The following is a 23,570-nucleotide window of genomic DNA, read 5'->3' on the forward strand; positions in this document are numbered from 1 at the left end:
CGCTACTCCTCCCCCATGAGCTCGTCGGCATTGCGGCGCAGCCACTCAAAGCACAGCGCGGTGGTCGCCTGGGCAACATTGAGGCTCTCGGTCATGCCGCGCTGGGGAAGCTTGGTCAAAAAGTCGCATTTCTCGAGCACCAGGCGCGAGATGCCGTCGCCCTCGGAGCCCATGACGAGCGCCACGCGGCCCTCGAAGGGAGCATCCCAGCAACTGCCTTCGGCGTGCTCGGAGGCGCCGCCCACCCAAAAGCCGGCGGCCTTGAGGTCGTCAAGCGCACGGGCGATGTTGGGCACCTGCGCGATGGGCAGGTGCATGACAGCGCCGGCGGAGGTCTTGTAACTGCCGACGGTCACACCGGCGGCGCGCTTGTTGGCAATGATGACACCCGCCGCGCCCACGACCTCGGCGGAGCGCACGATCGCACCAAAGTTGCCATCGTCGGTCACATGGTCGAGCACGATGACGAGCGCAGGTCCGTCACCCGCGCGGTCGAGGATATCGGCGACATCAGCATAGGGGAAATTACCCACCTCGAGCGCAATGCCCTGGTGAGCGCCATGGCTCGACAGCGCATCGAGCTGCGCGCGCGGCACATACTTAATGCGGACACCCGCGGCGTTGAGGTCATCGACCAGACGAGACAAAGCAGCATCGCGCTCCCCGCCCTCGGCGATGAGCGCGCACTTGACGGGAAAGCCGGTGCGCAGGGCCTCGGCGGCAGCACGGCGACCTTCGATAAACTCGCCCTTGGGGACCTGAATGTTGTCGCGGTTGCGATCTCGCTGCGGACGCGCAGCCTGGGCTTGGGAGCGCTCGCGCTGGCCCTTGGAAGCGGCAGCGCGGTCATTGCGGCGAATCGGGCGCGAGCCAGAAGCAGTATGTTTGCCTCCACGCGGCGCACGCTTGCGATTGTCGGCCATAAAGCGACCTCCTAAATACAACTATCAAACGAAACAAATAGACCGACCGCCCGAGGTGCGGCAGATTGCCTTGAAAGAGGAGGGCATAGACCTTGAGGTCATGCCCGACGATTGAAAGGCAAGGTGCCGTGGCTCGGGCGGCCGGGTGCTTGGGAAACCCGCAGGGATTAGAGAGTCTTAATACGGGTGCCGGCGGCGGTATCCTCGATCGTCAGCCCGAGGTCCTTGAGCTGGTCGCGGATGGCGTCGGCCAGATCCCAGTTCTTGGCGGCGCGGGCCTCGGCACGAGCCTCGAGAATCTTGGCAGCGGCCTCGTCCACGTCGTCACCCGTGTAGGCAACCAAACCGGCGGCAACGCCCAGCAGGCCCAGCGGCAGCTCGACCTTGGGCTCGGGAAGCTCGACGCCAAATGTGTCGAGCAGCTCGACCAGCGTATCGGCGGCAGCAAGCGCGGCGGCTTTGTCGGCAGCATCGCCCGCCTGCTCCAGGTACTGGTTGCACTCGGTCACAAAGCCAAAGACAGCACCCATGGCACCGGCAGTGTTAAAGTCGTCGTCCATGCACTCCTTAAAGGCGGCACGGGTCTCGGCGGCCTTGGCGGCAAACGCCTCAGATGCTGCCTCATCGGCATCGGCCGCCGCATGGTTCGCGGCCCAGCGCAGGTTCTCGACCGTACCGGCGATACGCGTAAGCGAGTTCTCGGCACCCTCCAGGCGCTCCCAAGAAAAGTCGAGCGGCGAGCGATAGCTCGTCTGCAGCATCAGCAGGCGCAGGGCCGCGGCAGAGTGCTGTTCGAGCACCTCGGCCAGCGTAAAGAAGTTTCCGAGCGACTTGGACATCTTCTCGCCGTCTACCAGCAGCATGCCCGTGTGCATCCAGGTGTTGGAGAAACCCTGGTGCCAGGCGCAGGTGGCCTGGGCGCACTCGTTCTCGTGATGCGGGAAGGCAAGGTCGGAGCCGCCGCCGTGGATGTCGATCGGGGTGCCCAGGTAGCGGTGCACCATGGCGGCGCACTCGGTGTGCCAACCGGGACGGCCTTCGCCCCAGGGGCTCGGCCAGCTGGGTTCGCCGGGCTTAGCGGCCTTCCACAGGGCAAAGTCGAGCGGGTCGTTCTTGTCCTCGTTCTCCTCGATGCGCGCGCCAACCATGAGGTCGTCGATGTTGCGGCCCGAGACCTGACCATAGTTGGGATCGCTGCGCACGGCAAAGTACACGTCGCCGTTATCGGCGGCGTAAGCGTGGCCCTGCTCGACAAGCGTCTTGATCATGGCGATCATGGGGCCGATCTCCTTGGTGGCGCGGGGGCGCACATCGGGATCGAGCACGTTGGCAGCACGCATGATGCCGATGAACTTGTCGGAGAACTCCGTCGCGACCTCGGCGGCCGTGCGGCCCTGCTCGTTGGCGCGTTTGATGATCTTGTCATCGACATCGGTGAGGTTCTGGGCGAACGTGACCTCGTAGCCGCTCGCGATGAGCCAGCGACGAATCACGTCAAAGCTGATGAACGTGCGGGCATTGCCGATGTGGATGTTGTCGTAGACCGTGGGGCCGCACACGTACATGCGGACCTTGCCGGACTCGATGGGCTGGAACTCTTCCTTTTTATGGGTAGCGCTGTTGTAGATACGCATTCGTTACTCCTTAACGGTTTTTTGTAGCAGGCAGACGGCCCAGGCACCGATTCCCTCGCCCTGGCCTTCCCAACCGAGCTTTTCGGTCGTAGTGGCGGCGACGCCCACGTTTTCGACGTCAACGCCCAGAGCATGGGCGAGGTTGGCGCGCATGGCATCGCGGTGCGGGGTGATCTTAGGCTGCTGACAGGCAATGGTGCAGTCGGCATCGACAAACTCAAAGCCCAGCTCACGCGCATAGTCCATCACGCGGGCAAGCAGCACCATCGAGTCGGCACCCTCGTAGGCGGGATCGGTGTCGGGGAACAGTTTGCCAATGTCTCCCCCGCGGCAGGCGCCCAGAATGGCGTCGGCCAAGGCGTGCGCAAGCACATCGGCATCCGAGTGGCCCAGCAGGCCGCGCTCGTAGGGGATGTCAACCCCGCCGATGATACATCGACGCCCCTCCACCAGACGGTGAACGTCGTAGCCATGGCCAATGCGCAGGTTACTGAACATGGGGAAGGTCCTCTCCCTCGGCCATGCGACCGAGCAGAATCGCGGTTACGGGACGCAGGTCCTCGGGCACCGTCACCTTAAGGTTATCGCGCGGGCTCTGGACACAGCGAACGCGTCCTCCCATGCGCTCGACCAGTGACGAATCGTCCGTACCGATAAAGCCCTCAGCAATCGCCGCGGCATGGGCGCGTTTCATGGCGTCGACACTAAAGATCTGCGGCGTCTGCGCGGCCCAGTACAGCTCGCGCGGCGGCGTCTCGACGATGTTGTCGCCATCGACGATCTTGAGTGTGTCGATGGCAGGCTGGCCGCACACGACACCGTCGAGGGCACGGTCGCTCACGAGCACGTCGATAGCGTGATCGATGGCCTCGGTCGTAATGAGCGGACGAGCGCCATCGTGAATGGCGACGTATTCAAAGCCCGCCGGCACCGCGTGCACGCCTGCGCGGGTGGAATCCTGGCGGGTCTCGCCGGCATCGGCAAAGCTAATGGGCGTGTCATAGTCAAACGGGTCGATGGCCAGGCGGCGCATCTCGGCACGGCGCTCGGCAGGACACACCACCACGATGTGGCCGACCTTATCGCTACGATCGAACGCGCGGATGGACCAGCTCATAAGCGGACGGCCCGCTACATTGACGAGCTGCTTGCCACCGGGGTTACCAAAGCGCTGGCCGCTGCCACCGGCAACGACCACGGCGCATACGGGCGCCATTATGCGTTCCCCTGTTTGGTGCCCTTCATGCGGTACAGGGAGTCCGCAAGAATGGCAGGGTTGTTAACGCCAAAGTCGCCCAGGCGCTCCGGATCTTCGCTGATGTCATCCATGAGCTCCTGCAGCGAGCCGTACTCGTCGACAATCTTTTCGGCCACGCCGTCGCGCACGACGGACACACGCGAAAGCGTACGCAGGCCCAGCGGTGTCATGACGGAGTCCTCGTCCAGGTCGTCGTAACCCAGAACCGCCGCCACATGCTGCGGGTCGGACAGGTCCTTGGGCGTCATGCGGCTCAGGTTGGCGCGGATCTTCTCGGCGTTGGCCTCGGAGGAATCGCTCGCGTAGTCGCGAATCATCAGGTCGTACTCGGTATCCATGCTGGAGCCGGCGAGCTGCTCGAGCTGCATCTGCACGAGCTTGCCCTGGTTGCCCAGCTTGACAATGCAATCCTTAAGCTCGGTCTTTGCCTGCTGCATGATCTCGAAGCTCGAGAAAATACCGGTAATGTCGGCGAGCGTAACGTAGTCGTCGAGCTCGAGGGCCGTCAGGCGCAGCAGGGAGCGATCGAGCGACTGACGGGTGGTCTGGAGCGTGGCGACGAGCTGGTTGACCGAGCTCATGATGGTGGTGACGGGCTGGATCTCGTAGCTCTTGCCGTGAACGTACACGTTGACGACGGCACGACGGGCCGAGACCGAGATCACGATGGCGTCGGTGAGCACCGACATGCGAGCGGCGGTGCGGTGACGCATGCCCGTCTCGCTCGTGGCAAGCGAGGGATCGGGATTGAGGTGGAAGTTGGCGCGCAGGATCTGGGTGAGGTCGCCGTCGATAACGATGGCGCCGTCCATCTTGGAGAGCTCGAACAGACGGTTCGAGGTGAACGAAATGTTGAGCGGGAAGCCGTCGTTACCGGCAGCGAGCACGTTTTCAGTGTCGCCGACGCAGATAAGGGCGCCCAGGTGACCGGCGATGATCATGTCGAGGGCGGTACGGATCGGCTGACCAGGTGCCGTCAGGCGAATAGCCTGTTCCATACGCTTTTGCAGCTCGTTCTTATCCAAGGCATCGCTCCCATCGTATACGCTCCATAAACGCTAAATAGTCTCTCACGGTTTGTCCCCGCGGCGCTCGCGAAATCCGATGCTTACAGAATGAGCGAACACAGCTGAGAGCCCCAATCCAAATGAGCTGCTTATGTGGTAGCATCGGGATTCGCATAAATGAGGGAGTAGTCGCGTGATCGGGTTCGCCTCCGGTGGCGCGGTAAGTCAACACACTGGCCGATGCGGCCTGGCTTGCCTTAATGAACGAGACTCGTGGCTGTGCGCGCAACGCGTACGCCACGGGTCTTTTTTGTTACTCCCCCAAGAGGTACACGCGGGCCTGCCCGCAGAGAGGGAGCCAGACTATGGGACTCGCAGAGCTCGTGTTGCTCGCTGTTGGCCTTTCGATGGACGCTTTTGCCGTTTCCATCTGCAAGGGTCTCGGCATGAAAAAGATCAACCTTAAAGTCGCCGTGGTGCTCGGCCTGTTCTTCGGCGGATTTCAGGCCGGCATGCCCGTAATCGGATGGGCGCTCGGAAGTCAATTCATGGCCATCATCGGACCCATCGACCATTGGATCGCCTTTATCCTTTTGGCCTTTATCGGCGGCAAGATGCTGTGGGAAGCCTTTACCGAGGACGAGGATGAAGGCGACGACAAGGATGCCGAAAAGATTGACCTGAGCGAGTACCTGATCCTCGCCATCGCCACCTCAATCGACGCCCTAGCCGTAGGCATCTCGTTTGCCGCGCTCTCGGTCGACATCGTTCCCGCCGTATCGCTTATAGGCATCACAACCTTTATCTTCTCCATCGCCGGCGTGGCGATCGGCCATACCTTTGGCGCGCGCTACGAAAAGCCTGCCACCATCGTGGGCGGCGTCGTGCTCATTCTCATCGGGCTTAAGATCTTGCTTGAGCATCTGGGGATTTTGGCGCTGTGACGCCAAACACAATCGCTCAAAACTCAACGCCAGCACAAGGCCTCATGCAGAGTTTTGCATAATGCCTTTTCGTGCAGACTTTTGCATGTCATACTGATATGCAAAAGTCTGCACGTTAGGAGATCGCCATGGATACCCTTCCCATCACCACACCGCGTCAAGCTGGCATCTACGTGCGCCAAGCGCGCGAGGCACAGGGGATCACTCGTGCGACCCTCGCTAAAAAAGCCGGTGTTTCGGAGCGCCTGCTCGCATCGCTCGAGCTGGGCGACGCCACGGGCATTCGGCTCGACAAGTTACTGACCGTCTTTAACGCACTCGGCATAAGTCTCTTTGTGCAAAGCGATAACGACCCAATCGCATCACCCTTTAAACATCCGACGACGATAGCGGACCTCCCTATCGCGAACTCGAATGCCCTGCCCAAGCCAAGTGTAGGCAGACGACCCGCCCGACAAGGAACGCCATCTTCCTATGGTGCCTTGCTGGCCCAAATCGCAGCCGAGCAAGGCCTTTCCGACACTTCAGACCTCTCCTTTGGCTGTAAGGTTGTGAAATAAATGGCAGAGATGGAGCTTGCGACCCTCATTTGTGGCGAAATCGCAGGCACTCTCCGGCAAGACGAGCATGGACTCTGCAGCTTTGTATACGCCCCAACCTATCGCGGGGCACCGCTATCGCTAACAATGCCGCTTTCCAATCGCACGTATGGCCATAACATCGTCCGCCCGTTCCTATTTGGCCTTTTGCCCGACAGTCAAGAGCAGCGTCGCGCTATTGCCGCCGAGCATGACGTTGCATCCAACAACCCCGTCGCCCTCTTGTGCCATATCGGTCTTGACTGCGCGGGGGCCGTTCAGTTTTGTCGAACCGATCAATTAGACGCCGTCCGTGGCAGGGTCTCCGCATACCGCCCGCTTTCCAATTCTCAAATCGCTCACAAGCTTAAAGCAATTCGCGATGACGAAAGAGAGACATGGATGGGCTCCAACGAAAGCTGGTCCCTGGGCGGCAACCAAGGCAAATTTGCACTAGCTTGCCATGATGGCCAATGGTACGAATGTCTAGGGTCATCCCCCACTACCCATATCTTCAAAAATGGTGTCGTTGGGTTCAAACATCAGGCCTTAAACGAATTCGTCTGCATGAAAACGGCTCGGCGTGTTGGCATTCCAACTGCCAACGTCTCCTATTGCACATTTGAAGACGAAGCCGCACTCGTCGTTGAACGGTACGACAGAATGGACAATAACAGCGGAAGTATCGAAAGGCTGCATCAGGAGGACTTTTGCCAGGCGCTCGGTGTATTGCCAAGCCAGAAATACACCGCCGACGGAGGACCGACTACACGAGACATCCAAGAACGACTGATTAACACAGTCCCCCACCACATGAATCTTGTGCTTTTTACCTATATGTTGTTCTATAACGCCATTATCGGAGCGCCTGACGCACACGCTAAAAACTATTCGCTCATCCTAGGCAAAGGCACAAACGCGGCACTCGCACCCATGTACGATGTCGCATCGGGCTTGGCGTATGAGCGCATGCGACGTCGGGCACGCCTTGCTATGAGCGTTGGCGGCGAAAATCGTGTGGGGCGCATCGGTCCAGGTGCTATCCGCCGATACCACGGTATGGGCGACCCCGCTCTGGAGACGGCGCTCACCGATGCCGGGCTATCCGAGAAGTTTTGCTTTGCGACCATGATGGACCTCGCCTACGAGGTACCCATTTGCATGGAAGAGGTCATGGACGAATACGCCGACCTGCCCGGCATGGCGGACCTGCGCGAGCATATGCTCGGCCCCGTCCGCGAAAACTGCCAGCGAACCCTCGACCTCATCAAGGCGGATATGGGCTAGGCGCCAATCAATTCACATTTCTTAAAAGAAGAAAGGGGGCACCCGTCGCAAAAGTTCGGATGCCCCCTCTGATAATGTCATTTGCAATCCGCCAGCACATGGCTCGGACTGCTGCTAGCGCGACCTTTACGCAGCGAGGCGCTTGAGGACGTCGATGAGCAGCTCGTAGAAGCGCTCGGCAGAAGCGAGCTCCATGCTCTCGTCCGGGGTGTGGACATCGGAGAGCGTCGGACCCACGGCGATGGCGTCCAGGCCGTGCAGGGCCTCGGCAAACAGGCCGCACTCAAGGCCGGCGTGAATGGACTCGATGCGCAGCTCGGAGCCAAAGAGCTCGCGATAGCTCTCGACAAAGACGTCGCGGACCGGCGAATGCTCGGCATAGCTCCAGCCGGGATACTCGAACTCGAACTTGGCGTCGAAGCCCAGGACATCGGCCAACGTCTGCAGGCGGTCCTTGAACTCGTTCTGCAGCGAGGTGATCGAGGAGCGCGGGGACAGCATGATCTTGACCTCGTCGTCAGAAGTGGCAACAACACCGATGTTGGAGGAAACCTCGACGGAGCCGTCGGTGGCGACGTTGCGGCGGATCACGCCGTTAGGGGCAAGACGCAGGGCGCGGATGAGGGCAAGCGCGGACTTCTGGTCCATGGCCTCGACCTCGGCGTCGTCGGCAATCTCAACGGTGCAGGCAAAGCCGGGGTCGAAGACCTCGAGCTCGGCAGTGACGTCGGCGATGATGCCCTTTGCGATCTGGGCCGCGGCCTCGGCGGCAGCGTGGTCGGCGTAGACCAGAACAGCCTTGCACTCACGGTTGATGGCGTTGTCCTTGGTGCCGCCGTTAAAGCTAACGATGGCGGGCTCGCCGGCAACCATCAGACGGTCGATGATGCGAGCCATGATGAGGTTGCCGTTGCCGCGCTCCAGGTGGATATCGCTGCCGGAGTGACCGCCCAGCAGGCCGGAGATGTCGAGCGTGAGGGTGCTGCCGGTCTTGTGCTCACGCACGATGGGGCAGGTGTAGGTAACGACGACGCCGCCGGCGCAGCTAACGGTGGCCACGCCCTCTTCCTCGGAGTCAAGGTTAATCATGGTGCGGGCGCTAATCTGGGACTTGTCGAGCGTCTCGGCGCCGACCAGGCCAGTCTCCTCGTCGGTGGTGAATACGCACTCGAGGGCGGGGTGAACGATCGAATCGTCATCGAGAACAGTGAGCATCAGAGCGACGGCGATACCGTTGTCGGCGCCCAGGGTGGTGCCGTTAGCGGTGAGGACGCCGTCCTTGACGACCAGGTCGATACCGTCGGTCGTAAAGTCGTGCTCAACAGAGCCCAACTTGTCGCACACCATATCGATGTGGCCCTGCAACATCACGGTCGGGGCATTCTCGGCGCCGGCAGAAGCGGGCTTGCGAATGATGACGTTGTAGACCTCGTCCTGGTACACATCGAGGCCGTGCTCCTTAGCAAACGCAACCAAGAAATCGCTGATGCCCTTCTCGTTGCCAGACCCACGGGGGATCGCGCTGACCTCCTCAAAGAAATGGAACAGCCGGGCGGGCTCGTAGCCGGTAATCTTGTAATCCATGGTGCCTCCTTGGCGCAACTGGTTAGACAGTAAGACATGCGACTTGTATATTCCCAGACTTTGCGTGCATAAACCAGTCGAAAACGCCGAGCGCCCTTGCATCATCGGCTAACGGCGGGGAAACGCTACTTTATTAAAATAAAGCAGGCTAGACGGTCCGCGCCGAAGGGACGTTGGACCCTTCAACCAACTTCAACGCTTGATGAACGTTTATGCATACGCCATTGATATGTTTAATGAGATCTACTTTGAACGAAGGGGCCTTTCCAACAGAAAAAGGGCGCTCCTTTGGAACGCCCTCGTGGACACAAGGTTTTGTTACGCCCTACAGCGCGCCAGAGCCGGCTTGCATCATGCCGCCGGGGCCCGAGGTCACGCCGCCGCTCACGGGCGCGGCGTTGCCGGTGTGCGGTGCCGCCGGGGCGGTATCGCCACCGAGCGTGCCCGCCGGACGCGGCGCCGGGATCTCGCCCGTGCCGTGGCTAAAGACGAACTTGCCGTCGGCCACGTCGCACAGGACCGTATCGCCCTCGCCCCACTCGCCGGCCAGCAGCTCCTCGGACAACGGGTCCTCGATGAGCTTTTGGATGGCACGGCGCAACGGACGCGCGCCATTGGTAAGGTCGGTACCCTCCGCCACGATCTTGTCGTAGGCCGAATCGGTGAGCTTGATATTCATGCCGTTGGCGATCAGACGCTGACGTAGGTCGTCCACCAGCAGGTGCGCGATCTTGGTCAGGTTCTCGCCCGAAAGCTTCTGGAACACCACGATGTCGTCGATACGGTTGAGCAGCTCGGGGCGGAACAGGCGCTTGAGCTCGCCCATCGCACGGCCGCGGATCTCGCTCGAGGTAAGACCCTGCTCGCCCGTGGTACCAAAGCCAACGCTCGCATCCTGCGCGATCTCGCGGGCGCCCACGTTTGACGTCATGATGATCACCGTATTGCGGAAGTCGACCGTCTTGCCCTGACTATCGGTCAGGCGACCCTCCTCCAGCACCTGCAGCAGGATATTGAAGATGTCGGGATGCGCCTTCTCGATCTCGTCGAACAGCACGACCGAGTACGGATGACGGCGAACAGCCTTGGTGAGCTGGCCGCCCTCGTCGTGGCCCACATAGCCCGGAGGACTACCGATGAGCTTGGAGACCTCGAACTCACTGCCAAACTCTGACATATCGAAACTGATGAGCGCGTCCTTGCTGCCAAAGAGGTACTCGGCGAGCGTCTTGGCGAGCTCGGTCTTGCCCGTGCCGGTGGGGCCCAGGAAGATAAAGCTGCCGCCGGGGCGACGCGGGTCCTTGAGCGGCGAGCGGCTGCGGCGCACGGCCTTGGCAACTGCCTCGACAGCCTCATCCTGACCGATGATACGTGTCTTGAGCACGCTTTCGGCCTGCAGCAGGCGACGGCTCTCGCTCTCGGTAAGCGAGGACACCGGCACGCCCGAAGTCACGGACACGATATCGGCGATCTGGGAGACATCGATGGTGAGCGGGCTAGCGTCGAGCTCGGCCGTCCAGGCAGCCTTGGCCTCGGCGAGCTCAATCTCGGCGGCCTTCTGCTGCTCGGTGATCTCGGCGGCCTTGTTCATGTCGTCGCTCTCGGTGGCCTCCTGCGCGGCGGCCTTAAGCTCCTCCACGCGATGCTCGGCCTCGCGCACCGGCTCGGGCGCGCGGTTGGCGGCGATGCGGGCGCGGGCGCCGGCCTCGTCAATGAGGTCGATGGCCTTATCGGGCAGGAAGCGATCCTGGATATAGCGGTTGGACAAGTTCGCGGCAGCTTCGATGGCACCCTGCGTGTAGCGTACGTGATGGTGTTCCTCGTAGCGCGGCTTGAGCGCGGTCAGGATTTTGACCGTGTCCTCGACACTCGGCTCCTCGACATCGATCGTCTGGAAGCGGCGCTCGAAAGCCGGGTCCTTGGTGAGGTACTTGCGGAACTCCTCGGCCGTGGTGGCACCGATAATCTGGAAAGCGCCGCGCGCAAGCACCGGCTTGAGCATGGAGCTCGCATCGATAGAACCCTCGGCAGAACCCGCGCCGATGATGGTGTGCATCTCGTCGATAAACAAGATGACGTCGTCGGCTTCGGTTGCCTCCTGGATCACGTTCTTGAGGCGCTCCTCAAACTCACCGCGATACTTGGCGCCCGCGACAAGACCCGGCAGATCGAGCGTCCAGATATTCTGGTTCATGAGGTTTTCGGGCACATTGCCGGCAGCGATCTGCTGCGCCAGGCCCTCGACGATGGCCGTCTTGCCCACACCGGGGTCACCCAGGATAAGCGGGTTGTTCTTGGTGCGGCGCGAAAGGATCTCCATCATGCGCTGGACTTCCTTTTCGCGACCGATCACGGGATCGAGCTCGCCGTCGCGCGCCTTTTGCGTGAGGTTGGTAGCGAACTGCTTGAGCGTATCGGTGCCACTCCCCTTTTGCTGAGAGGCATCCGAGCCGCTAAAGAACGGCAGGCCTGCACCGGGACGACCGGCGCCGGCTCCGGCGAGCGGACGCTTCTTGTCCTGATCCTTGGCAGTAAGCTTTTCGATGGCCTTTTTGATAGAAGCAGACGACACACCTAGGCGCATGAGGATATCCATGGCCATGCCGTTGCCCTCTTCGACGATGCCGATGAGCAGGTGCTCGGTCGACACATACGTCTGGTTGTTCTCACGCGCCACGCGGAAGGAGCGCTCCATCACGCTAATGACGAGCGGCGTAAAGGCAAGCTTGGCAGCCTCGGTCTCCTCACTGGGCTCGGGAACCGTGGTCTGGACCTCCTTGAGGGTGTCCATGATGTCGTCGTAGGAGATATCAAGCGAGCGCAGCGCCTCGGCAGCGATACCCTCGTCCTCCTTGGCAAGCGCGAGCAGCAGGTGCTCGGTGCCCACCTTATTTGAGTGTAGATCGAGCGCCTCTTGCTTGGCCATGGACATGACCTTGCGCGCGCGATCGGTAAAACGGTCTAACATGCTAGTTCCTCTTAGACGAGCTAGTTTTTTCAAACGCAAAGCGCCGCCCCGCGGCAGCGCTTTGGTCTCTTTACCCATATGGAGTATATGTTAACCGTTGGGACCTTTCCCGCCCGTAGCCGCGCGACAACGTCTACAAAAAAGGAATTGCTCGGGTCCGTTTGGCGGTTTGGTTTTGAGCTGCTGTCTAGCAGGCGGGCTCGACACCCATGTCCTCGGCAACGTCATTGACAGCATCGGCAGCGGGAGCACCCGGCATGCGCACGAGCTCCATATGCTGCTCTTCGAAGACGGTTCCCATGGGAAAGGCGCGGCGGAAGACAAAGCGAGCAACCGGACCGGCCACCAGCAGGTTCCAGGGCAGGGCCATGATAAAGTTGCGCGGAATGTTGACGAACCACATCATCGGCAGCGCCTGCAAATTGGCAAGCGGGCCGCCGGGCATATGGAACAGGCCTTCGCACGCACCGTAGAGCGACATGATGATGACCATGGGAACGACCATGCAGGAGCTAACGGCGAGCGTCATGGCAAGAGGAGAGCTCTTGCCCGGCGTGACCAGGAATTTAAAAGCGAAACCCTTGGCGAGCGGGCTGGCGACGAACCAGTCGCAGCACATGGCAAAAACGTAGGCAACGGGGAAGCCGAGCCACGCGGCGGCAACAACCTCGCCGTTGATGACCCCACGCTGCAGAGCAACGTTGTAGATGCTCATCCAGAGCACCATGCAAAAGCACATGATAAAGGTGAACAGCAGGCTCTCTCGTTTGTTGATAGGCATAAAGGGCAGATTCCTCTCTGTGTTGTGCCGCGGCACCACGCAACAAAAACGGGCGGGCAAGATGGAGCTGTTGGGACTTCATCTCGCCCGCCCGTGATACGTGCGTCTGCGACTACTTATGTGGTGGAACCAGCCTAGCACGAAAACCCCGCGCTTCGTAAGCGTTGAGTTTATGAAGATGCAGGGCACCAATAATCCCCCGACCCCATAAGTTGCGGTGGAATACGGACTGTTTTGACCCTTTAAGCAGCAATTCAGTCCCTATTTCACCGCAACTCATTTGGTGCAAAGTAACCTGTCCCCCTTGCACCAATTAGCTGGTGTGGCGCCAGCGAGGGTCGGTGAGCGTACGCGCCACACCCAGGCCAACGGGCAAAAACGCCACGATGAGCACTGCACGCACAAACCAGCCGAGCATATTGATCGTGTCGAAGGTGCACATGTAATACATCGAGCGATACAGATACAAGCCCGGCACCATAATGACAATCGATGGCACCGTGAGGGCGATACGTGGGTAGGTGAGCCTGATTTCTGCCAGGCTTGCCAGCAAACCCGATACGAGCGCCCCGATAAATGCAGCCGCCTCGGGAGGCATTCCCGCGCTGAGGCCCAGGAAGGGAAGCATCGTCGGCCCATCGACAAGGGTCAGACGAAGGGTATTGGACACGGCGCCGATCAGCCCAGCTGCCGTGGCCATCTTTACCGGGCTGTTGAACATCACTGAGAAGCCGAATACGCCAACGAAGCTCATTACCACGCGCAAGAGCGTAAGGGCAAGCGGCGAAAGGCCGAGCGGCGCAAAGTCGTCCGGCGCCAGGCCAACACACTCGGCAACCATCCAACCTACGAGCGTCGCCATCACAATAATCGACACAGCATACGAAAGACGCTCAATGCCGCTTCGCATGTCGAGCTTAGCGATGTCGAGACCTGCCGTAATGAGAGGAAAGCCGGGGATCACAAAGAGCATAGCGCCGATATAGCCTTCTTGGTGCGACATTGTCCCCGGTATGACCTGGCCAAGACCGAGCAATGCCAGCAGATACGAGACGCAAGCGAGTGCAACGCCGATCGTCAGCGCGCTAAACTGGCCAAGGCCCTGCTTAAGAATATGGGAGCGAGCAAAGTTGCCGACACCAGCGCCCACAAATGCACAGGCCATCTCGATAGGGCCGCCGCCGAGCAAAAAGACGAAGGCGCCGCAAGCACAGGCCGCCGCAAGGCCCTGTTGCCAGGGAGTGTAATCAGGTTTTGAACTCTCAACGGTCTTGAGCATCTCGTGATACTCATGCACCGTAAAACGACGGCCATATGTCTCGATTTCCTTTAGGAAGCTCTCCATCATCCAAATGCGATGGGTATTGACGCCCGTTGTGGGCAAGCTGACGACTTCGTTAAAGCAGTGACCATCTTCAATACAAGTACACTCAAACGACAGAAGACTCAGGTCGACGTGAATCGTGACGCCGAGCACGGCGGCAACACGATTCATGGTATCGCGCACGCGCCAGGCACCTGTTCCGCTTGCCAGCATAAGCATGCCGGTGCGGCAGATGATGGATGACTTATCAGTGAGCGGCGCATCGACGGCAAGCTCATCGCCTGCCGTCACGATCTGGTGCCAGTCAGTTTTCATATGGAGCGCGCCGGCACGAACGCCGTGGTGCATGGGGACTCTTGAGAGCAACGAATCATGGTGCGAAGGCTGTGGGGGTTCCGTCGATTCGACCTCGTCCTCGTCGGGCTCTTCATCAACAAGGTCGAAAGCATCGAGCGACGCCGGCTCGCGACGGTCAATCAATTCCTCGTCCTCATCATCAAAGTAGTTGAACTGATCGAGCATGTCCTCTTCGATCGCACGCTCGCTCGCATCGTCCATCCCGGTGCTCCCTTCCCATCGACTAACCCCCATCCTAGGCAGCGACGGCTAAAGGAAACATAAAAGAGACGGCTGCCATGCGAGCCATGTGATCAATAGCCGTTGGGTAGTCGTTTAAGAACGTCCCCAATGACTATTGACGGCCAAGGCAACGCCGATGTATTGGCAACGTCAGCGAGCGGGCCGCATTTGAGACAAGGTGACGTGAAACGAAAGGGCGCTGACCTTCTGGTCGCGCCCTTGAAGTTGAACGTCAGATTGTCCAAATGCGGCCCGCGCAGCGTCGAGCCGTTACGCGGTTCGTAGAACCGCGTAACTAGTTAGTACATCTTTGCGCCGGCGGGGATGGAAGCGTCGAGCTGAATCAGGTTGAGGCGCTCCTCGCCCTCCTCCTCGTGGATAGCGCTGATCAACATACCACAGCTGGGGATGCCCATCATCTTGCGCGGAGGCAGATTGGTAATGGCAAGCAGGGTCTTGCCGACCAGGTCCTCGGGCTCATAGTAGCCATGGATGCCGGAAAGGATGGTGCGGTCGGTACCGGTACCGTCGTCGAGCGTAAAGTTCAGCAGCTTCTTGGACTTCTTGACGGCCTCGCATGCCTTGACCTTCACCGCGCGGAAATCGCTCTTGGAGAAGGTATCGAAGTCGACGAACTCCTCGAACAGCGGCTCAACGGCGATCTTGGAGTAATCGAGCGTGGGCTTAAGCGACGTAACGAACGGGCTCGCGGCGTTGCCGGCTTCTGCAGCCTTGGCGGCAGCGGCACCGGACTGGAAACCCTTCTCGGGCTTCATGTGCGGGAACAGCAGGACGTCGCGGATAGAAGCCTGGTTGGTGAGCAGCATGACCACGCGGTCGATACCAATGCCAATGCCGCCCGCGGGAGGCATACCGTACTCGAGGGCGCGCACGTAGTCCTCGTCATACTCCATGGCCTCATCGTCGCCGCCGGCCTTCTCGGCCATCTGGGCAGCAAAGCGCTCGGCCTGGTCGACCGGGTCGTTGAGCTCGGAGAATGCGTTGGCGTACTCGTGGCCGGCGATGACCAGCTCAAAGCGGTGGGTCAGACGCGGGTCGTCCTCAAAACGCTTGGCGAGCGGGCTGACCTCGATGGGGTAATCGCACACGAAGGTCGGGTTGACGATGGTGTCCTCGCCCAGCTCATCGTAAATCTCGGCGATGATCTTGCCGGCAGTCCACTCGGGCTTGATCTCCAGGCCCTTCTCGCGCGCGGCGGCAGCAAGCTCCTCGGCGGGCGTGTCGATGGTGACCTTCTTGCCGAGCACGTCAGAGACAATATCAGTCATGGGACGGCTTGCCCACTCACCGGAAAGATCGATAGTCTGGCCCTGATACTCGATGACCTCGGGGTTGCCGATGGCCTTGTTGGCAGCCTTGATGACGCCCTGGGCGAGCGCCTTCATGCCCTCGAGATCGGAGAAGGCACGGTAGGCCTCCATCGTGGTGAACTCGGGGTTGTGGGTGAGGTCCATACCCTCGTTACGGAAGATGCGGCCGATCTCGAAGACGCGCTCAAAACCGCCGACGATGCAGCGCTTGAGGTGCAGCTCGGTAGCGATGCGCAGGTAGCATTCTTGATCGAGAGCGTTGAAGTGCGTGATGAACGGCTTGGCCGTAGCGCCACCCTGGATGGTCTGCAGGATGGGGGTCTCGACCTCCATGTAGCCGTCGGACTCCATAAAGCGACGGAAGGTGGAGAGGATCTGCGAGCGCTTGCGGAAGGTCTCGCGAACATCATCGTTGGCAATGAGGTCGACGTAACGCTGACGATAACGGGTCTCCTTGTCCGAGAGGCCGTGGAACTTCTCGGGAAGCGGGCGAACGGCCTTGGAGAGCAGGGTCGCGCTCTTGGGGGCGACGGAAAGCTGGCCGCGCTTGGTGCGCACGACCACGCCGGTCACGCCCAGGATATCGCCCAAGTCGAGGGCCTTAAGCGTGCTCCAGGCCGCCTCGTCCATGTCGTTAATACGGCAGAACAGCTGAATCTCGCCAGTCGCGTCGCGGACGACGATGAACATGATCTTGCCCTGACCGCGCTTGGCAACCACGCGGCCGCCGATCTTCACGACGTCCTCGGTGTCCTCGCCATCGGCAAGCTCGGCATACTTAGCCTCGATGTCGGCAACGTAGTCCTCGATCTCGGAGTGCTCGGGGTACGGATTCTGGCCCGCCTCGAACAGGGAGGCGCGCTTGGCCAGACGGGTGGCGCGCTCGTCGTTGAGCGTCGATGCCTGATCGGCGACGTTCTGGTTCTCTGCCATAAGTTAGCTCCTCAAACTAAAACGCTCCCCAGGATTCGGTCCCAGGGAGCGAAAACATACCTTTACGCGGGACCGTGGTCTAGCGTGCAATCTTGGCGATGGTGTAGACGCGGGTCTTGCCAGAAGGCGTAACGACCTCGACGGAGTCGCCCTCACCGTGACCGATGATGGCGTGGCCGACCGGAGACTCGTTGGAGATCTTGTGCTCGAGCGAGTTGGTCTCGGTGGTACCGACGAGCGTGACTTCCATGACCTCACCGTTGGGATCAATCAACGAAACGGTGGAACCGATGGAGACGGTCAAATCACCCGTGGTGGCAGCAACCTGGGCGTTGGCGAGAATAGCCTGAATCTCGGCGATACGAGCGGCGTTCTGGGCCTGCTTGTCCTTAGCGGCATCGTACTCGGAGTTCTCCGAAAGGTCACCGAACGCGCGGGCTTCCTTGATGTCCTCGACGATCTCCTTGGCGTAATCGCCCTCACGCCAAGCGAGCTCCTCGACGAGCTTCTGGCGGCCCTCAGCGGTCAGTACGATCTGGCTTGCGTCCATACGGATATCTCCCCAACTATGATGTAACGATCAACTGTCAACAAAACGAAAAAGACCGGCTAGCCTGCGGGCAAGCCGGTCAGGTGCTCACCCCAAAGGGATGGGACTACTCTGCGTCCGCGTCGCCGTCCTCTGCCTTCTTTTTCTTGGCAGCAGCGAGCTTGGCCTCGAGGTCAGCGATCTCCTTGTCCTCCTCGGACTCCTCGACCACAACGTCCTCGGCCTGCTTGGACTCGCCCTTGTCGCCTTCCATGCCCTCACGGATGTTCTTGACGGTAGAGCCAAGCGACTTGCCGAGCTTCGGCAGGTTCTTAGGCCCAAAAATCAACAGGGCGACAATAAGGATAACTACCCACTCAAAGCCTTTAGGGAACATGTACTTTCCTCCCGGAATCAATGCAAACAAGCTCGATGGATTATACCGCAGCGGGCCTGCATGCAGCTTGGAATCACAACAAGAGCAACAATAGCTAAAAAAAGGGACCGCAAGAAGCGGTCCCTCCTCATGCTCTGGTCGGGTTGACTGGATTTGAACCAGCGACCCCTGCGTCCCGAACGCAGTGCTCTACCAAACTGAGCCACAACCCGTTAGCTCGACTATAGTAACAAAGATTTCCGCCATGTGCTAGAAAAATTTTTACTTCTTTGGCACTTCGATGCGAACCGTGTCGGAAATCAGCTCCGTTGCGCAGGCCCACCAGCCATTTTGCTGAGCGGATGCCGCGAGATTGGATGCCGTGGCTGCGGTGTCGCAAATGGCAAACGAGCAAGCGCCCGACCCACACACATCCACGGCAACAGTGCCGTCCTGCGCACGCAACCAATCGAGAACCGTTTGGATTTGAGGCTCCATTTGCGCAGAAATGACGCCCAAATTGTTGTGGATGAGCGTGTATGTCGTCTCGGCATCCCCAGCGCGCAGGGCCGAAGCGATTGCGCCAGGCCTGTCTGCCGGTACCGGGTTCTCATCAAAACGTCGATAGGCCTCAATTGTTGAAACGCTCGCCTCGCGCGGCTTGACCAGCACAACGGGCGTTGCGGGCAGCGCGGGATACTCGGTTGCCAGCACGTCTCCCCCGCCCACATAGAATGCGGGGCTCGCATGCAAAAAGAACGGCACATCGGCGCCAATACCGCGCGCGATGTCATCCAGCGCAGGATCGCCGCGATCGACGCCCCAAAGCTCCGCTAAGGCGACAATGACCGCCGCGGCATCCGTCGAGGGACCGCCCAGACCAGCACACAGCGGAATGTGCTTCTCGATCGTCACGCAAACGTTGGCCTCCCGACCATAACGCTCGGCCATAGCGGCCGCCGCACGATACGCCGTATTCTTTTGCATGGGAAAGTCGGATGCCGGAACCGTCTGGACGGTCAGCTCCTGCGCCGGGGCGACCGTCACGATATCGGCAAGACCGACGGCTGCCATCAGGGAATCGACCTTGTGGTAGCCGCGGTCGTCACGCTCGGTATGAACCCCCAGGTAGAGGTTGATCTTTGCCGGCGCAGAAAGGGTCAGGGACCAATCGGTCACCGTTAGTGCTCCTCGAGCTGATTGCCGAGCGGGGTAAAGATGTGCTCGCCGCTCTCGGGGTCGAACAGCTCGACCTGGCCGGTGAGGACATCGATATACTGGTAGGACTGGCGCGACTTGCGGCCACGGCGCTCGTCAACCTCGACGATAAAGACGGCGGGGTGAACACTCTTGATGGTGCCCATGCGCTCGACGACGCGGGTGCGGCCCATGTTGGCCTTCACCTTGACGCGATCGCCCACCATATCGGTCAGCTTCTCGTGGATGTCGTCGACGTGATTGACTTCCATCTCTTCCATGAACAGGGCCTCCAGAAGGTGCAATTCAAAAAGGGGATAATACCCCTAAGATAGACAAAACTCTAATACTATAGCACCCTGCTGTCGCCATACGCAAGTAGCTAAATAAGCCCCATCCCAAATACGTACCAGACGACGACCTCGCATGACCAGTTGTTATGCGGTTTGGTAAAACCGCGTAACCTAAAGGTTGTCTGTGTCCAGAACGATGGTGAATGGGCCGTCGTTGACCAAGTCGACTTTCATATCGGCGCCAAAGATGCCGTGCGCCACGTGTTCGACATCTTGACGAACGAGCGTCAGGAAGTACTCGTAGAGCTCGTTGGCGACATCGGGGGCGCCGGCATCCGTAAACGATGGGCGGCGGCCGTGACGGCAATCGGCGAACAGCGTGAACTGCGACACCACGAGAACCTCGCCGTCGACATCGGCAAGTGCCAGGTTGGTCTTACCGTTCTCGTCCTCGTTAATGCGCAAGCCCCGGAGCTTGACCCACAGCTTATCGGCCTCGGCGCGCGTGTCGCCATGGCCCACGCCCAGCAGCACCAGATAGCCGCGCCCAATTTTGCCCACGCACTCGCCGTCGACTGTCACGCCAGCATTGAGCACGCGCTGCACCACCGCACGCACGGTCTACTCCTCGCCCGTCAGTTTGGCAGACAGGTGCTCGAGCGCATGGAATCGATGACTGATGGCGTTCTTCTCGTCCGCCGTCAGCTCGGCCATGGTCTTGCCCGGCGTGTCGACCGGCAGGAACAGCGGGTCGTAGCCAAAGCCGTGATCGCCGCGGCCCTCGTGCGCGATAACGCCCTCGCAGGCGCCCTCGCCATAGGTGACCAAACCGTCCGTGTCGATGAGCGCGACGACGCTCATAAAGCGCGCAGTGCGGTCCTCGTCGGCCACGCCCTCCAGATTCACGAGCAGCTTGGCATTGTTGGCGGCATCGTCGCCGTGCACGCCCGCGTAGCGCGCGCTATACACACCCGGCTCGCCGTCCAGCGCGTCGACGACCAGGCCCGAATCATCGGCAATGGCCATGAGCCCCGTCTCTTCGACGGCAGCCTGCGCCTTGATGATGGCGTTCTCCAAAAACGTCGTGCCGTTTTCCTCGGGGTCCTCAAAATCACCTAGCTGGCCGAGCGCCACAAAGCGCACCTCGGGCATGACCTTGCCCAAAATGGCCTCGATCTCGGTGAGCTTATGGGCGTTGCCGGTTGCCACGACGATAGTCGCCGCCGGATCGAGGGTGTCGATGTCGATCTTCTCAAGTGCCATGAGTGGTCTCCTTGTCTCTATAGCAATGCCGCGCCGAGGACGACGAGGGCCCCTACCTCTCCCCTCTCAATCAACGGCAGTCTTGTGTCTAGACGTCTCCGCAGATAAAACCTACCAAAATAAACCTGTCCCTTTTTGGCAGGTTAGGCGAGGGCTTGGCGTTGAAGCTCGATGAGCTCGGCGATACCCTTGTCGCCCAGGTCGAGCAGGGCGTTGAGGCGTTTGCGGTCGAAGGGCGCCTGCTCGCCGGTGCCCTGGAGCTCGATCATCTCACCGGTGTCGGTGGCGACGAGGTTCATGTCGACTTCGGCATGGCTGTCCTCGGAATAATCGAGGTCAAGCAGCGTATTGCCGTCGACAACGCCCATGGAGATGGCAGCCACCTGGCCGGTAAGCGGGATGCGCTCGATCTTGCCTGCCTCGACCCACATGGCGAGGGCGTCGTGCAGCGCCACCCAGGCGCCGGTAATGCTCGCCGTACGCGTACCGCCATCGGCCTGGATCACGTCGCAGTCGACGGTGACGGTGTACTCGCCGAGTGCTTTCATGTTGACGACGGTACGCAGGCTGCGACCAATGAGGCGCTCGATCTCCATGGAGCGGCCTTTGCGGTTGGCGTGCTCGCGCTTGCAGCGCTTGCCGGTCGATGCCGGCAGCATGGCGTACTCCGCCGTTACCCAACCGGCCTTGGCGCCCTTGCGCCAGCCCGGCACGCCCTCCTCGATGGTGGCAGCGCACAGCACGCGCGTATCACCAAACTCGGCCAGGCACGAACCGTGGGCGTGCTTCATGACGCCGCGAGTAAGCTTGATGGGGCGCAGCTCATCGGCGGCGCGGCCGTTGGCGCGGTTGACCTGCATGTACTCCATAGAAATATCCTTTCGGCAAAAGGTGAACGTGAGCCTTTGGTCGGTGACCTTACATCTATTTCAGCTCATCGATATCGATATGTTCGATGCTCTTGAGCGGCTGACCAAAGATAAAGCTGCCCGCCACCGCAAACTCGGCAATGTTATCGGCCGTCGTCGCAAAGCGATGCTGCGGCTCGGCTGCGTCGCCCGCCAGCTGCTCGCGGCGCGTGAGGATATCGGTCAGCTCGCGCGTGGTCTCCTCGGCGGAGCTCACCACGCGCACTCCGGGACCCAGCGTATGGCGAATAGGCCCCACGAGCAGCGGAAAATGCGTGCAGCCGAGTACCACAGTATCGATACCGTGGCCGCGCAGCGGCTCAACCGTGGCACCCACCAGCGCACGCACGGCAGGCGTATCGAAGATGTCCTCGTTCTCAAGCCACTGTTCCTGCAGATGTGCACCCGAGGCGAGCTCGTGTTCGACAACCTCGACAAAGCTCGAGGCAGGACAGCCGTATACATCGACGCCGGCATCCAGGTCCTGAATGGCGCGCGTGTAGGCGCCCGAGCGAATGGTGAGGTTGGTGGCGAGCACGCCCACCCGGCGCGTGCGGGTGCTGTTGATTGCCGCGCGTGCGCCCGGTGCGATCACACCGATCACGGGAACGTCGAGCACCTGCTGGGCCAGACGCAACGCCGCGGCCGTTGCCGTGTTGCAGGCGATGACCATAATCTTGACGTCGTGCTTCGACAGCCAACGACCCGCCTGCAACGCAAACGAGCGCACCTCATCCTCGGTGCGGGTGCCGTAGGGGCAGCGCTTGGTGTCACCAAAGTAGTAGACGGACTCGTGCGGCAGCGCCGTCGCGATGGCGCGCGCAACCGTCAGACCGCCCAAACCAGAATCGAACACGCCTATCGGGCGCGTGTCGCCTGCCGGATTCTCGATATCGGACATTACCTCACCAGTCTCTCTCGAAAAGACATGTCCAAGTGCGGTGGCGGCGCGCTACGAACGCGCCGCGACCAGCAGCTCTGCCGTCGCCGCCCAACCGTCGACAATTTTGCCACGCGTAACGAAAGCGTTCTCGCAAGCAGCCAGGAACTCGGGCGCGCCGGCGCTGGTCAGGCCATTCTCGACCAGGCAGAACGTGCCCACGTGATCGGCCATGTAGAAGTCGGACTCGGAGTCGCCGAGCGCGAGCGTCTCTTCGCGCTCGATCCCCAGGTGCTCGCAGAAGCGCGCAATGGCGACGCCCTTGTTGAGGCCGGCGGGATTGATGTTAAACGCGCGGCCATCCTCGACGCGCTCGAGCTCGAGCGTCGTCGGCTTGGACAGATGCGTCAGGTGACCGTTACAGGCCCAGACCAGGCCGCAGCCGGCCTCGTCCAGGATGGCCTGGACCTCATCGTCGGGCACATCGCCGCGCATGCCGACGGTGACCTCGCGGTACTTGTAGCCGGTCGACATGTCGTTGTGATACTCGATCTTGTGCGGCCAGCGGACGAGAATCTTCTCGCACACGCCGGTCTGCTCGATCACCTGGTGCGGCGTGAGGCCGCAAGAAGGGTCGTAGGGCATATCGCCGGTCAGATACTCCCAATCGTTGGCCTTGAGGTCGTACATGACCAGGCCACCCATCTCGCCGATGTAGGAATTGAGGCCGAGCACGCGCGCATCCTCGTGGATCATGGTGCGGTTGCGGCCCGAGGTGGGAACCACCTGAATACCAGCGCGAGCGAGCGCCACGACGGCCTCGACGAGTTTGGTCGAGGGGTTGCCGTCGTTGTCGCGCAGCACGCACGAGCCGGGTGCGAGCATGGTGGCGTCCAGGTCGGTAAAGACGTACTTGACCTTGGCCAAGCGCTCGCGCATCTCGCCCGAAAGCTCGGCAACGGTCGGCAGGGTGTTGTGGGACATGGTTACTCC

The 23,570-nt window shown here is 60.7% G+C and carries 22 protein-coding genes and 1 tRNA gene; 3 read left to right on the forward strand and 20 right to left on the reverse strand.

Going from position 1 to position 23,570, the window contains the following annotated elements:
- Positions 1-2: 2 nt before the first annotated feature.
- From rlmB to disA, 5 genes are all read right to left on the reverse strand, one after another.
- Positions 3-923 carry a 23S rRNA (guanosine(2251)-2'-O)-methyltransferase RlmB gene (gene rlmB / locus AAAV21_RS04550; protein ID WP_349107753.1) on the reverse strand — a complete coding sequence of 307 codons (921 nt, stop codon included), beginning with the start codon at positions 921-923 and terminating at the stop codon, positions 3-5.
- Between the two features lie 167 nt (positions 924-1,090).
- Positions 1,091-2,557 (reverse strand): cysteine--tRNA ligase, encoded by a 1,467-nt coding sequence (cysS, locus tag AAAV21_RS04555; protein ID WP_349107755.1) that lies wholly within the window; start codon positions 2,555-2,557, stop codon positions 1,091-1,093.
- A 3-nt stretch (positions 2,558-2,560) separates the two neighbouring features.
- The gene (gene ispF, locus AAAV21_RS04560; RefSeq protein ID WP_006234975.1) at positions 2,561-3,055 is read right to left on the reverse strand and encodes a 2-C-methyl-D-erythritol 2,4-cyclodiphosphate synthase; all 495 of its coding nucleotides are present in this window, start codon (positions 3,053-3,055) and stop codon (positions 2,561-2,563) included.
- Positions 3,045-3,773 carry a 2-C-methyl-D-erythritol 4-phosphate cytidylyltransferase gene (ispD, locus tag AAAV21_RS04565; protein ID WP_349107757.1) on the reverse strand — a complete coding sequence of 243 codons (729 nt, stop codon included), beginning with the start codon at positions 3,771-3,773 and terminating at the stop codon, positions 3,045-3,047. Before ispD ends, ispF begins: the two co-directional genes overlap by 11 nt.
- Positions 3,773-4,840: a DNA integrity scanning diadenylate cyclase DisA gene (gene disA / locus AAAV21_RS04570; RefSeq protein ID WP_089572525.1), complete on the reverse strand. Its 1,068-nt coding sequence runs from the start codon at positions 4,838-4,840 to the stop codon at positions 3,773-3,775. The genes ispD and disA overlap by 1 nt, the downstream gene beginning before the upstream one ends.
- Before the next feature lie 347 nt (positions 4,841-5,187).
- Between disA and AAAV21_RS04575 the strand changes: the two genes are divergently transcribed.
- The 3 genes from AAAV21_RS04575 to AAAV21_RS04585 all read left to right on the forward strand — a co-directional run bounded on the left by AAAV21_RS04575 (position 5,188) and on the right by AAAV21_RS04585 (position 7,631).
- Positions 5,188-5,766: a manganese efflux pump MntP family protein gene (locus tag AAAV21_RS04575; RefSeq protein ID WP_349107760.1), complete on the forward strand. Its 579-nt coding sequence runs from the start codon at positions 5,188-5,190 to the stop codon at positions 5,764-5,766.
- 128 nt (positions 5,767-5,894) lie between these two features.
- Positions 5,895-6,326 carry a helix-turn-helix domain-containing protein gene (locus AAAV21_RS04580; RefSeq protein WP_349107762.1) on the forward strand — a complete coding sequence of 144 codons (432 nt, stop codon included), beginning with the start codon at positions 5,895-5,897 and terminating at the stop codon, positions 6,324-6,326.
- A complete protein-coding gene (locus AAAV21_RS04585; protein WP_349107765.1) occupies positions 6,327-7,631 on the forward strand; it encodes a type II toxin-antitoxin system HipA family toxin in 1,305 nt (434 codons plus the stop codon).
- A 126-nt stretch (positions 7,632-7,757) separates the two neighbouring features.
- Here AAAV21_RS04585 and AAAV21_RS04590 read toward each other — a convergent pair whose 3' ends face one another.
- From AAAV21_RS04590 to AAAV21_RS04660, 15 genes are all read right to left on the reverse strand, one after another.
- Positions 7,758-9,215, reverse strand: a complete 1,458-nt coding sequence (locus tag AAAV21_RS04590) for an aminoacyl-histidine dipeptidase (protein ID WP_349107767.1) — start codon at positions 9,213-9,215, stop codon at positions 7,758-7,760.
- Positions 9,216-9,540: 325 nt separating this feature from the next.
- The gene (locus AAAV21_RS04595) at positions 9,541-12,183 is read right to left on the reverse strand and encodes an ATP-dependent Clp protease ATP-binding subunit (RefSeq protein ID WP_349107768.1); all 2,643 of its coding nucleotides are present in this window, start codon (positions 12,181-12,183) and stop codon (positions 9,541-9,543) included.
- 187 nt (positions 12,184-12,370) lie between these two features.
- Positions 12,371-12,964, reverse strand: a complete 594-nt coding sequence (locus tag AAAV21_RS04600) for a DUF2798 domain-containing protein (RefSeq protein ID WP_349107771.1) — start codon at positions 12,962-12,964, stop codon at positions 12,371-12,373.
- A 313-nt stretch (positions 12,965-13,277) separates the two neighbouring features.
- Positions 13,278-14,846: a threonine/serine exporter family protein gene (locus tag AAAV21_RS04605; RefSeq protein WP_349107773.1), complete on the reverse strand. Its 1,569-nt coding sequence runs from the start codon at positions 14,844-14,846 to the stop codon at positions 13,278-13,280.
- 320 nt (positions 14,847-15,166) lie between these two features.
- Positions 15,167-17,131, reverse strand: coding sequence for a lysine--tRNA ligase (lysS, locus tag AAAV21_RS04610; RefSeq protein ID WP_349107775.1), 1,965 nt, complete (start codon positions 17,129-17,131; stop codon positions 15,167-15,169).
- Between the two features lie 79 nt (positions 17,132-17,210).
- Entirely contained in the window at positions 17,211-17,681 is a 471-nt protein-coding gene (gene greA / locus AAAV21_RS04615) for a transcription elongation factor GreA (RefSeq protein ID WP_006234960.1), read from the reverse strand.
- Between the two features lie 106 nt (positions 17,682-17,787).
- The gene (tatA, locus tag AAAV21_RS04620; RefSeq protein WP_040358998.1) at positions 17,788-18,057 is read right to left on the reverse strand and encodes a twin-arginine translocase TatA/TatE family subunit; all 270 of its coding nucleotides are present in this window, start codon (positions 18,055-18,057) and stop codon (positions 17,788-17,790) included.
- Between the two features lie 135 nt (positions 18,058-18,192).
- Positions 18,193-18,269 (reverse strand) — tRNA-Pro (locus tag AAAV21_RS04625).
- A 49-nt stretch (positions 18,270-18,318) separates the two neighbouring features.
- On the reverse strand, positions 18,319-19,215 hold the full coding sequence (gene ispE, locus AAAV21_RS04630) for a 4-(cytidine 5'-diphospho)-2-C-methyl-D-erythritol kinase (RefSeq protein ID WP_349107778.1): 897 nt from the start codon (positions 19,213-19,215) through the stop codon (positions 18,319-18,321).
- A gap of 2 nt (positions 19,216-19,217) precedes the next feature.
- The gene (locus AAAV21_RS04635; protein ID WP_006234957.1) at positions 19,218-19,514 is read right to left on the reverse strand and encodes a Veg family protein; all 297 of its coding nucleotides are present in this window, start codon (positions 19,512-19,514) and stop codon (positions 19,218-19,220) included.
- Between the two features lie 183 nt (positions 19,515-19,697).
- A complete protein-coding gene (gene dtd, locus AAAV21_RS04640) occupies positions 19,698-20,144 on the reverse strand; it encodes a D-aminoacyl-tRNA deacylase (protein WP_349107780.1) in 447 nt (148 codons plus the stop codon).
- Positions 20,145-20,147: 3 nt separating this feature from the next.
- On the reverse strand, positions 20,148-20,789 hold the full coding sequence (gene rdgB / locus AAAV21_RS04645; RefSeq protein WP_022094898.1) for an RdgB/HAM1 family non-canonical purine NTP pyrophosphatase: 642 nt from the start codon (positions 20,787-20,789) through the stop codon (positions 20,148-20,150).
- A 143-nt stretch (positions 20,790-20,932) separates the two neighbouring features.
- A complete protein-coding gene (rph, locus tag AAAV21_RS04650; RefSeq protein WP_117790142.1) occupies positions 20,933-21,658 on the reverse strand; it encodes a ribonuclease PH in 726 nt (241 codons plus the stop codon).
- 55 nt (positions 21,659-21,713) lie between these two features.
- A complete protein-coding gene (murI, locus tag AAAV21_RS04655) occupies positions 21,714-22,598 on the reverse strand; it encodes a glutamate racemase (RefSeq protein ID WP_349107783.1) in 885 nt (294 codons plus the stop codon).
- Between the two features lie 51 nt (positions 22,599-22,649).
- Positions 22,650-23,561, reverse strand: coding sequence for an HAD-IIB family hydrolase (locus tag AAAV21_RS04660; protein WP_349107785.1), 912 nt, complete (start codon positions 23,559-23,561; stop codon positions 22,650-22,652).
- Positions 23,562-23,570 lie beyond the last annotated feature (9 nt).

This window comes from Collinsella sp. CLA-AA-H302 (assembly GCF_040093305.1).
Classification (GTDB): domain Bacteria; phylum Actinomycetota; class Coriobacteriia; order Coriobacteriales; family Coriobacteriaceae; genus Collinsella.

Coding starts and splice junctions, on each gene's coding strand:
- lysS (WP_349107775.1), bottom strand. CDS start 17,131: ATGGCAGAGAACCAGAACGTCGCCGATCAGGCATCGACGCTCAACGAC.
- rdgB (WP_022094898.1), bottom strand. CDS start 20,789: ATGGCACTTGAGAAGATCGACATCGACACCCTCGATCCGGCGGCGACT.
- AAAV21_RS04595 (WP_349107768.1), bottom strand. CDS start 12,183: ATGTTAGACCGTTTTACCGATCGCGCGCGCAAGGTCATGTCCATGGCC.
- AAAV21_RS04635 (WP_006234957.1), bottom strand. CDS start 19,514: ATGGAAGAGATGGAAGTCAATCACGTCGACGACATCCACGAGAAGCTG.
- murI (WP_349107783.1), bottom strand. CDS start 22,598: ATGTCCGATATCGAGAATCCGGCAGGCGACACGCGCCCGATAGGCGTG.
- AAAV21_RS04660 (WP_349107785.1), bottom strand. CDS start 23,561: ATGTCCCACAACACCCTGCCGACCGTTGCCGAGCTTTCGGGCGAGATG.
- AAAV21_RS04590 (WP_349107767.1), bottom strand. CDS start 9,215: ATGGATTACAAGATTACCGGCTACGAGCCCGCCCGGCTGTTCCATTTC.
- greA (WP_006234960.1), bottom strand. CDS start 17,681: ATGGACGCAAGCCAGATCGTACTGACCGCTGAGGGCCGCCAGAAGCTC.
- cysS (WP_349107755.1), bottom strand. CDS start 2,557: ATGCGTATCTACAACAGCGCTACCCATAAAAAGGAAGAGTTCCAGCCC.
- AAAV21_RS04600 (WP_349107771.1), bottom strand. CDS start 12,964: ATGCCTATCAACAAACGAGAGAGCCTGCTGTTCACCTTTATCATGTGC.
- rlmB (WP_349107753.1), bottom strand. CDS start 923: ATGGCCGACAATCGCAAGCGTGCGCCGCGTGGAGGCAAACATACTGCT.
- ispD (WP_349107757.1), bottom strand. CDS start 3,773: ATGGCGCCCGTATGCGCCGTGGTCGTTGCCGGTGGCAGCGGCCAGCGC.
- AAAV21_RS04575 (WP_349107760.1), top strand. CDS start 5,188: ATGGGACTCGCAGAGCTCGTGTTGCTCGCTGTTGGCCTTTCGATGGAC.
- AAAV21_RS04585 (WP_349107765.1), top strand. CDS start 6,327: ATGGCAGAGATGGAGCTTGCGACCCTCATTTGTGGCGAAATCGCAGGC.
- rph (WP_117790142.1), bottom strand. CDS start 21,658: ATGGAGTACATGCAGGTCAACCGCGCCAACGGCCGCGCCGCCGATGAG.
- tatA (WP_040358998.1), bottom strand. CDS start 18,057: ATGTTCCCTAAAGGCTTTGAGTGGGTAGTTATCCTTATTGTCGCCCTG.
- AAAV21_RS04580 (WP_349107762.1), top strand. CDS start 5,895: ATGGATACCCTTCCCATCACCACACCGCGTCAAGCTGGCATCTACGTG.
- ispF (WP_006234975.1), bottom strand. CDS start 3,055: ATGTTCAGTAACCTGCGCATTGGCCATGGCTACGACGTTCACCGTCTG.
- AAAV21_RS04605 (WP_349107773.1), bottom strand. CDS start 14,846: ATGGACGATGCGAGCGAGCGTGCGATCGAAGAGGACATGCTCGATCAG.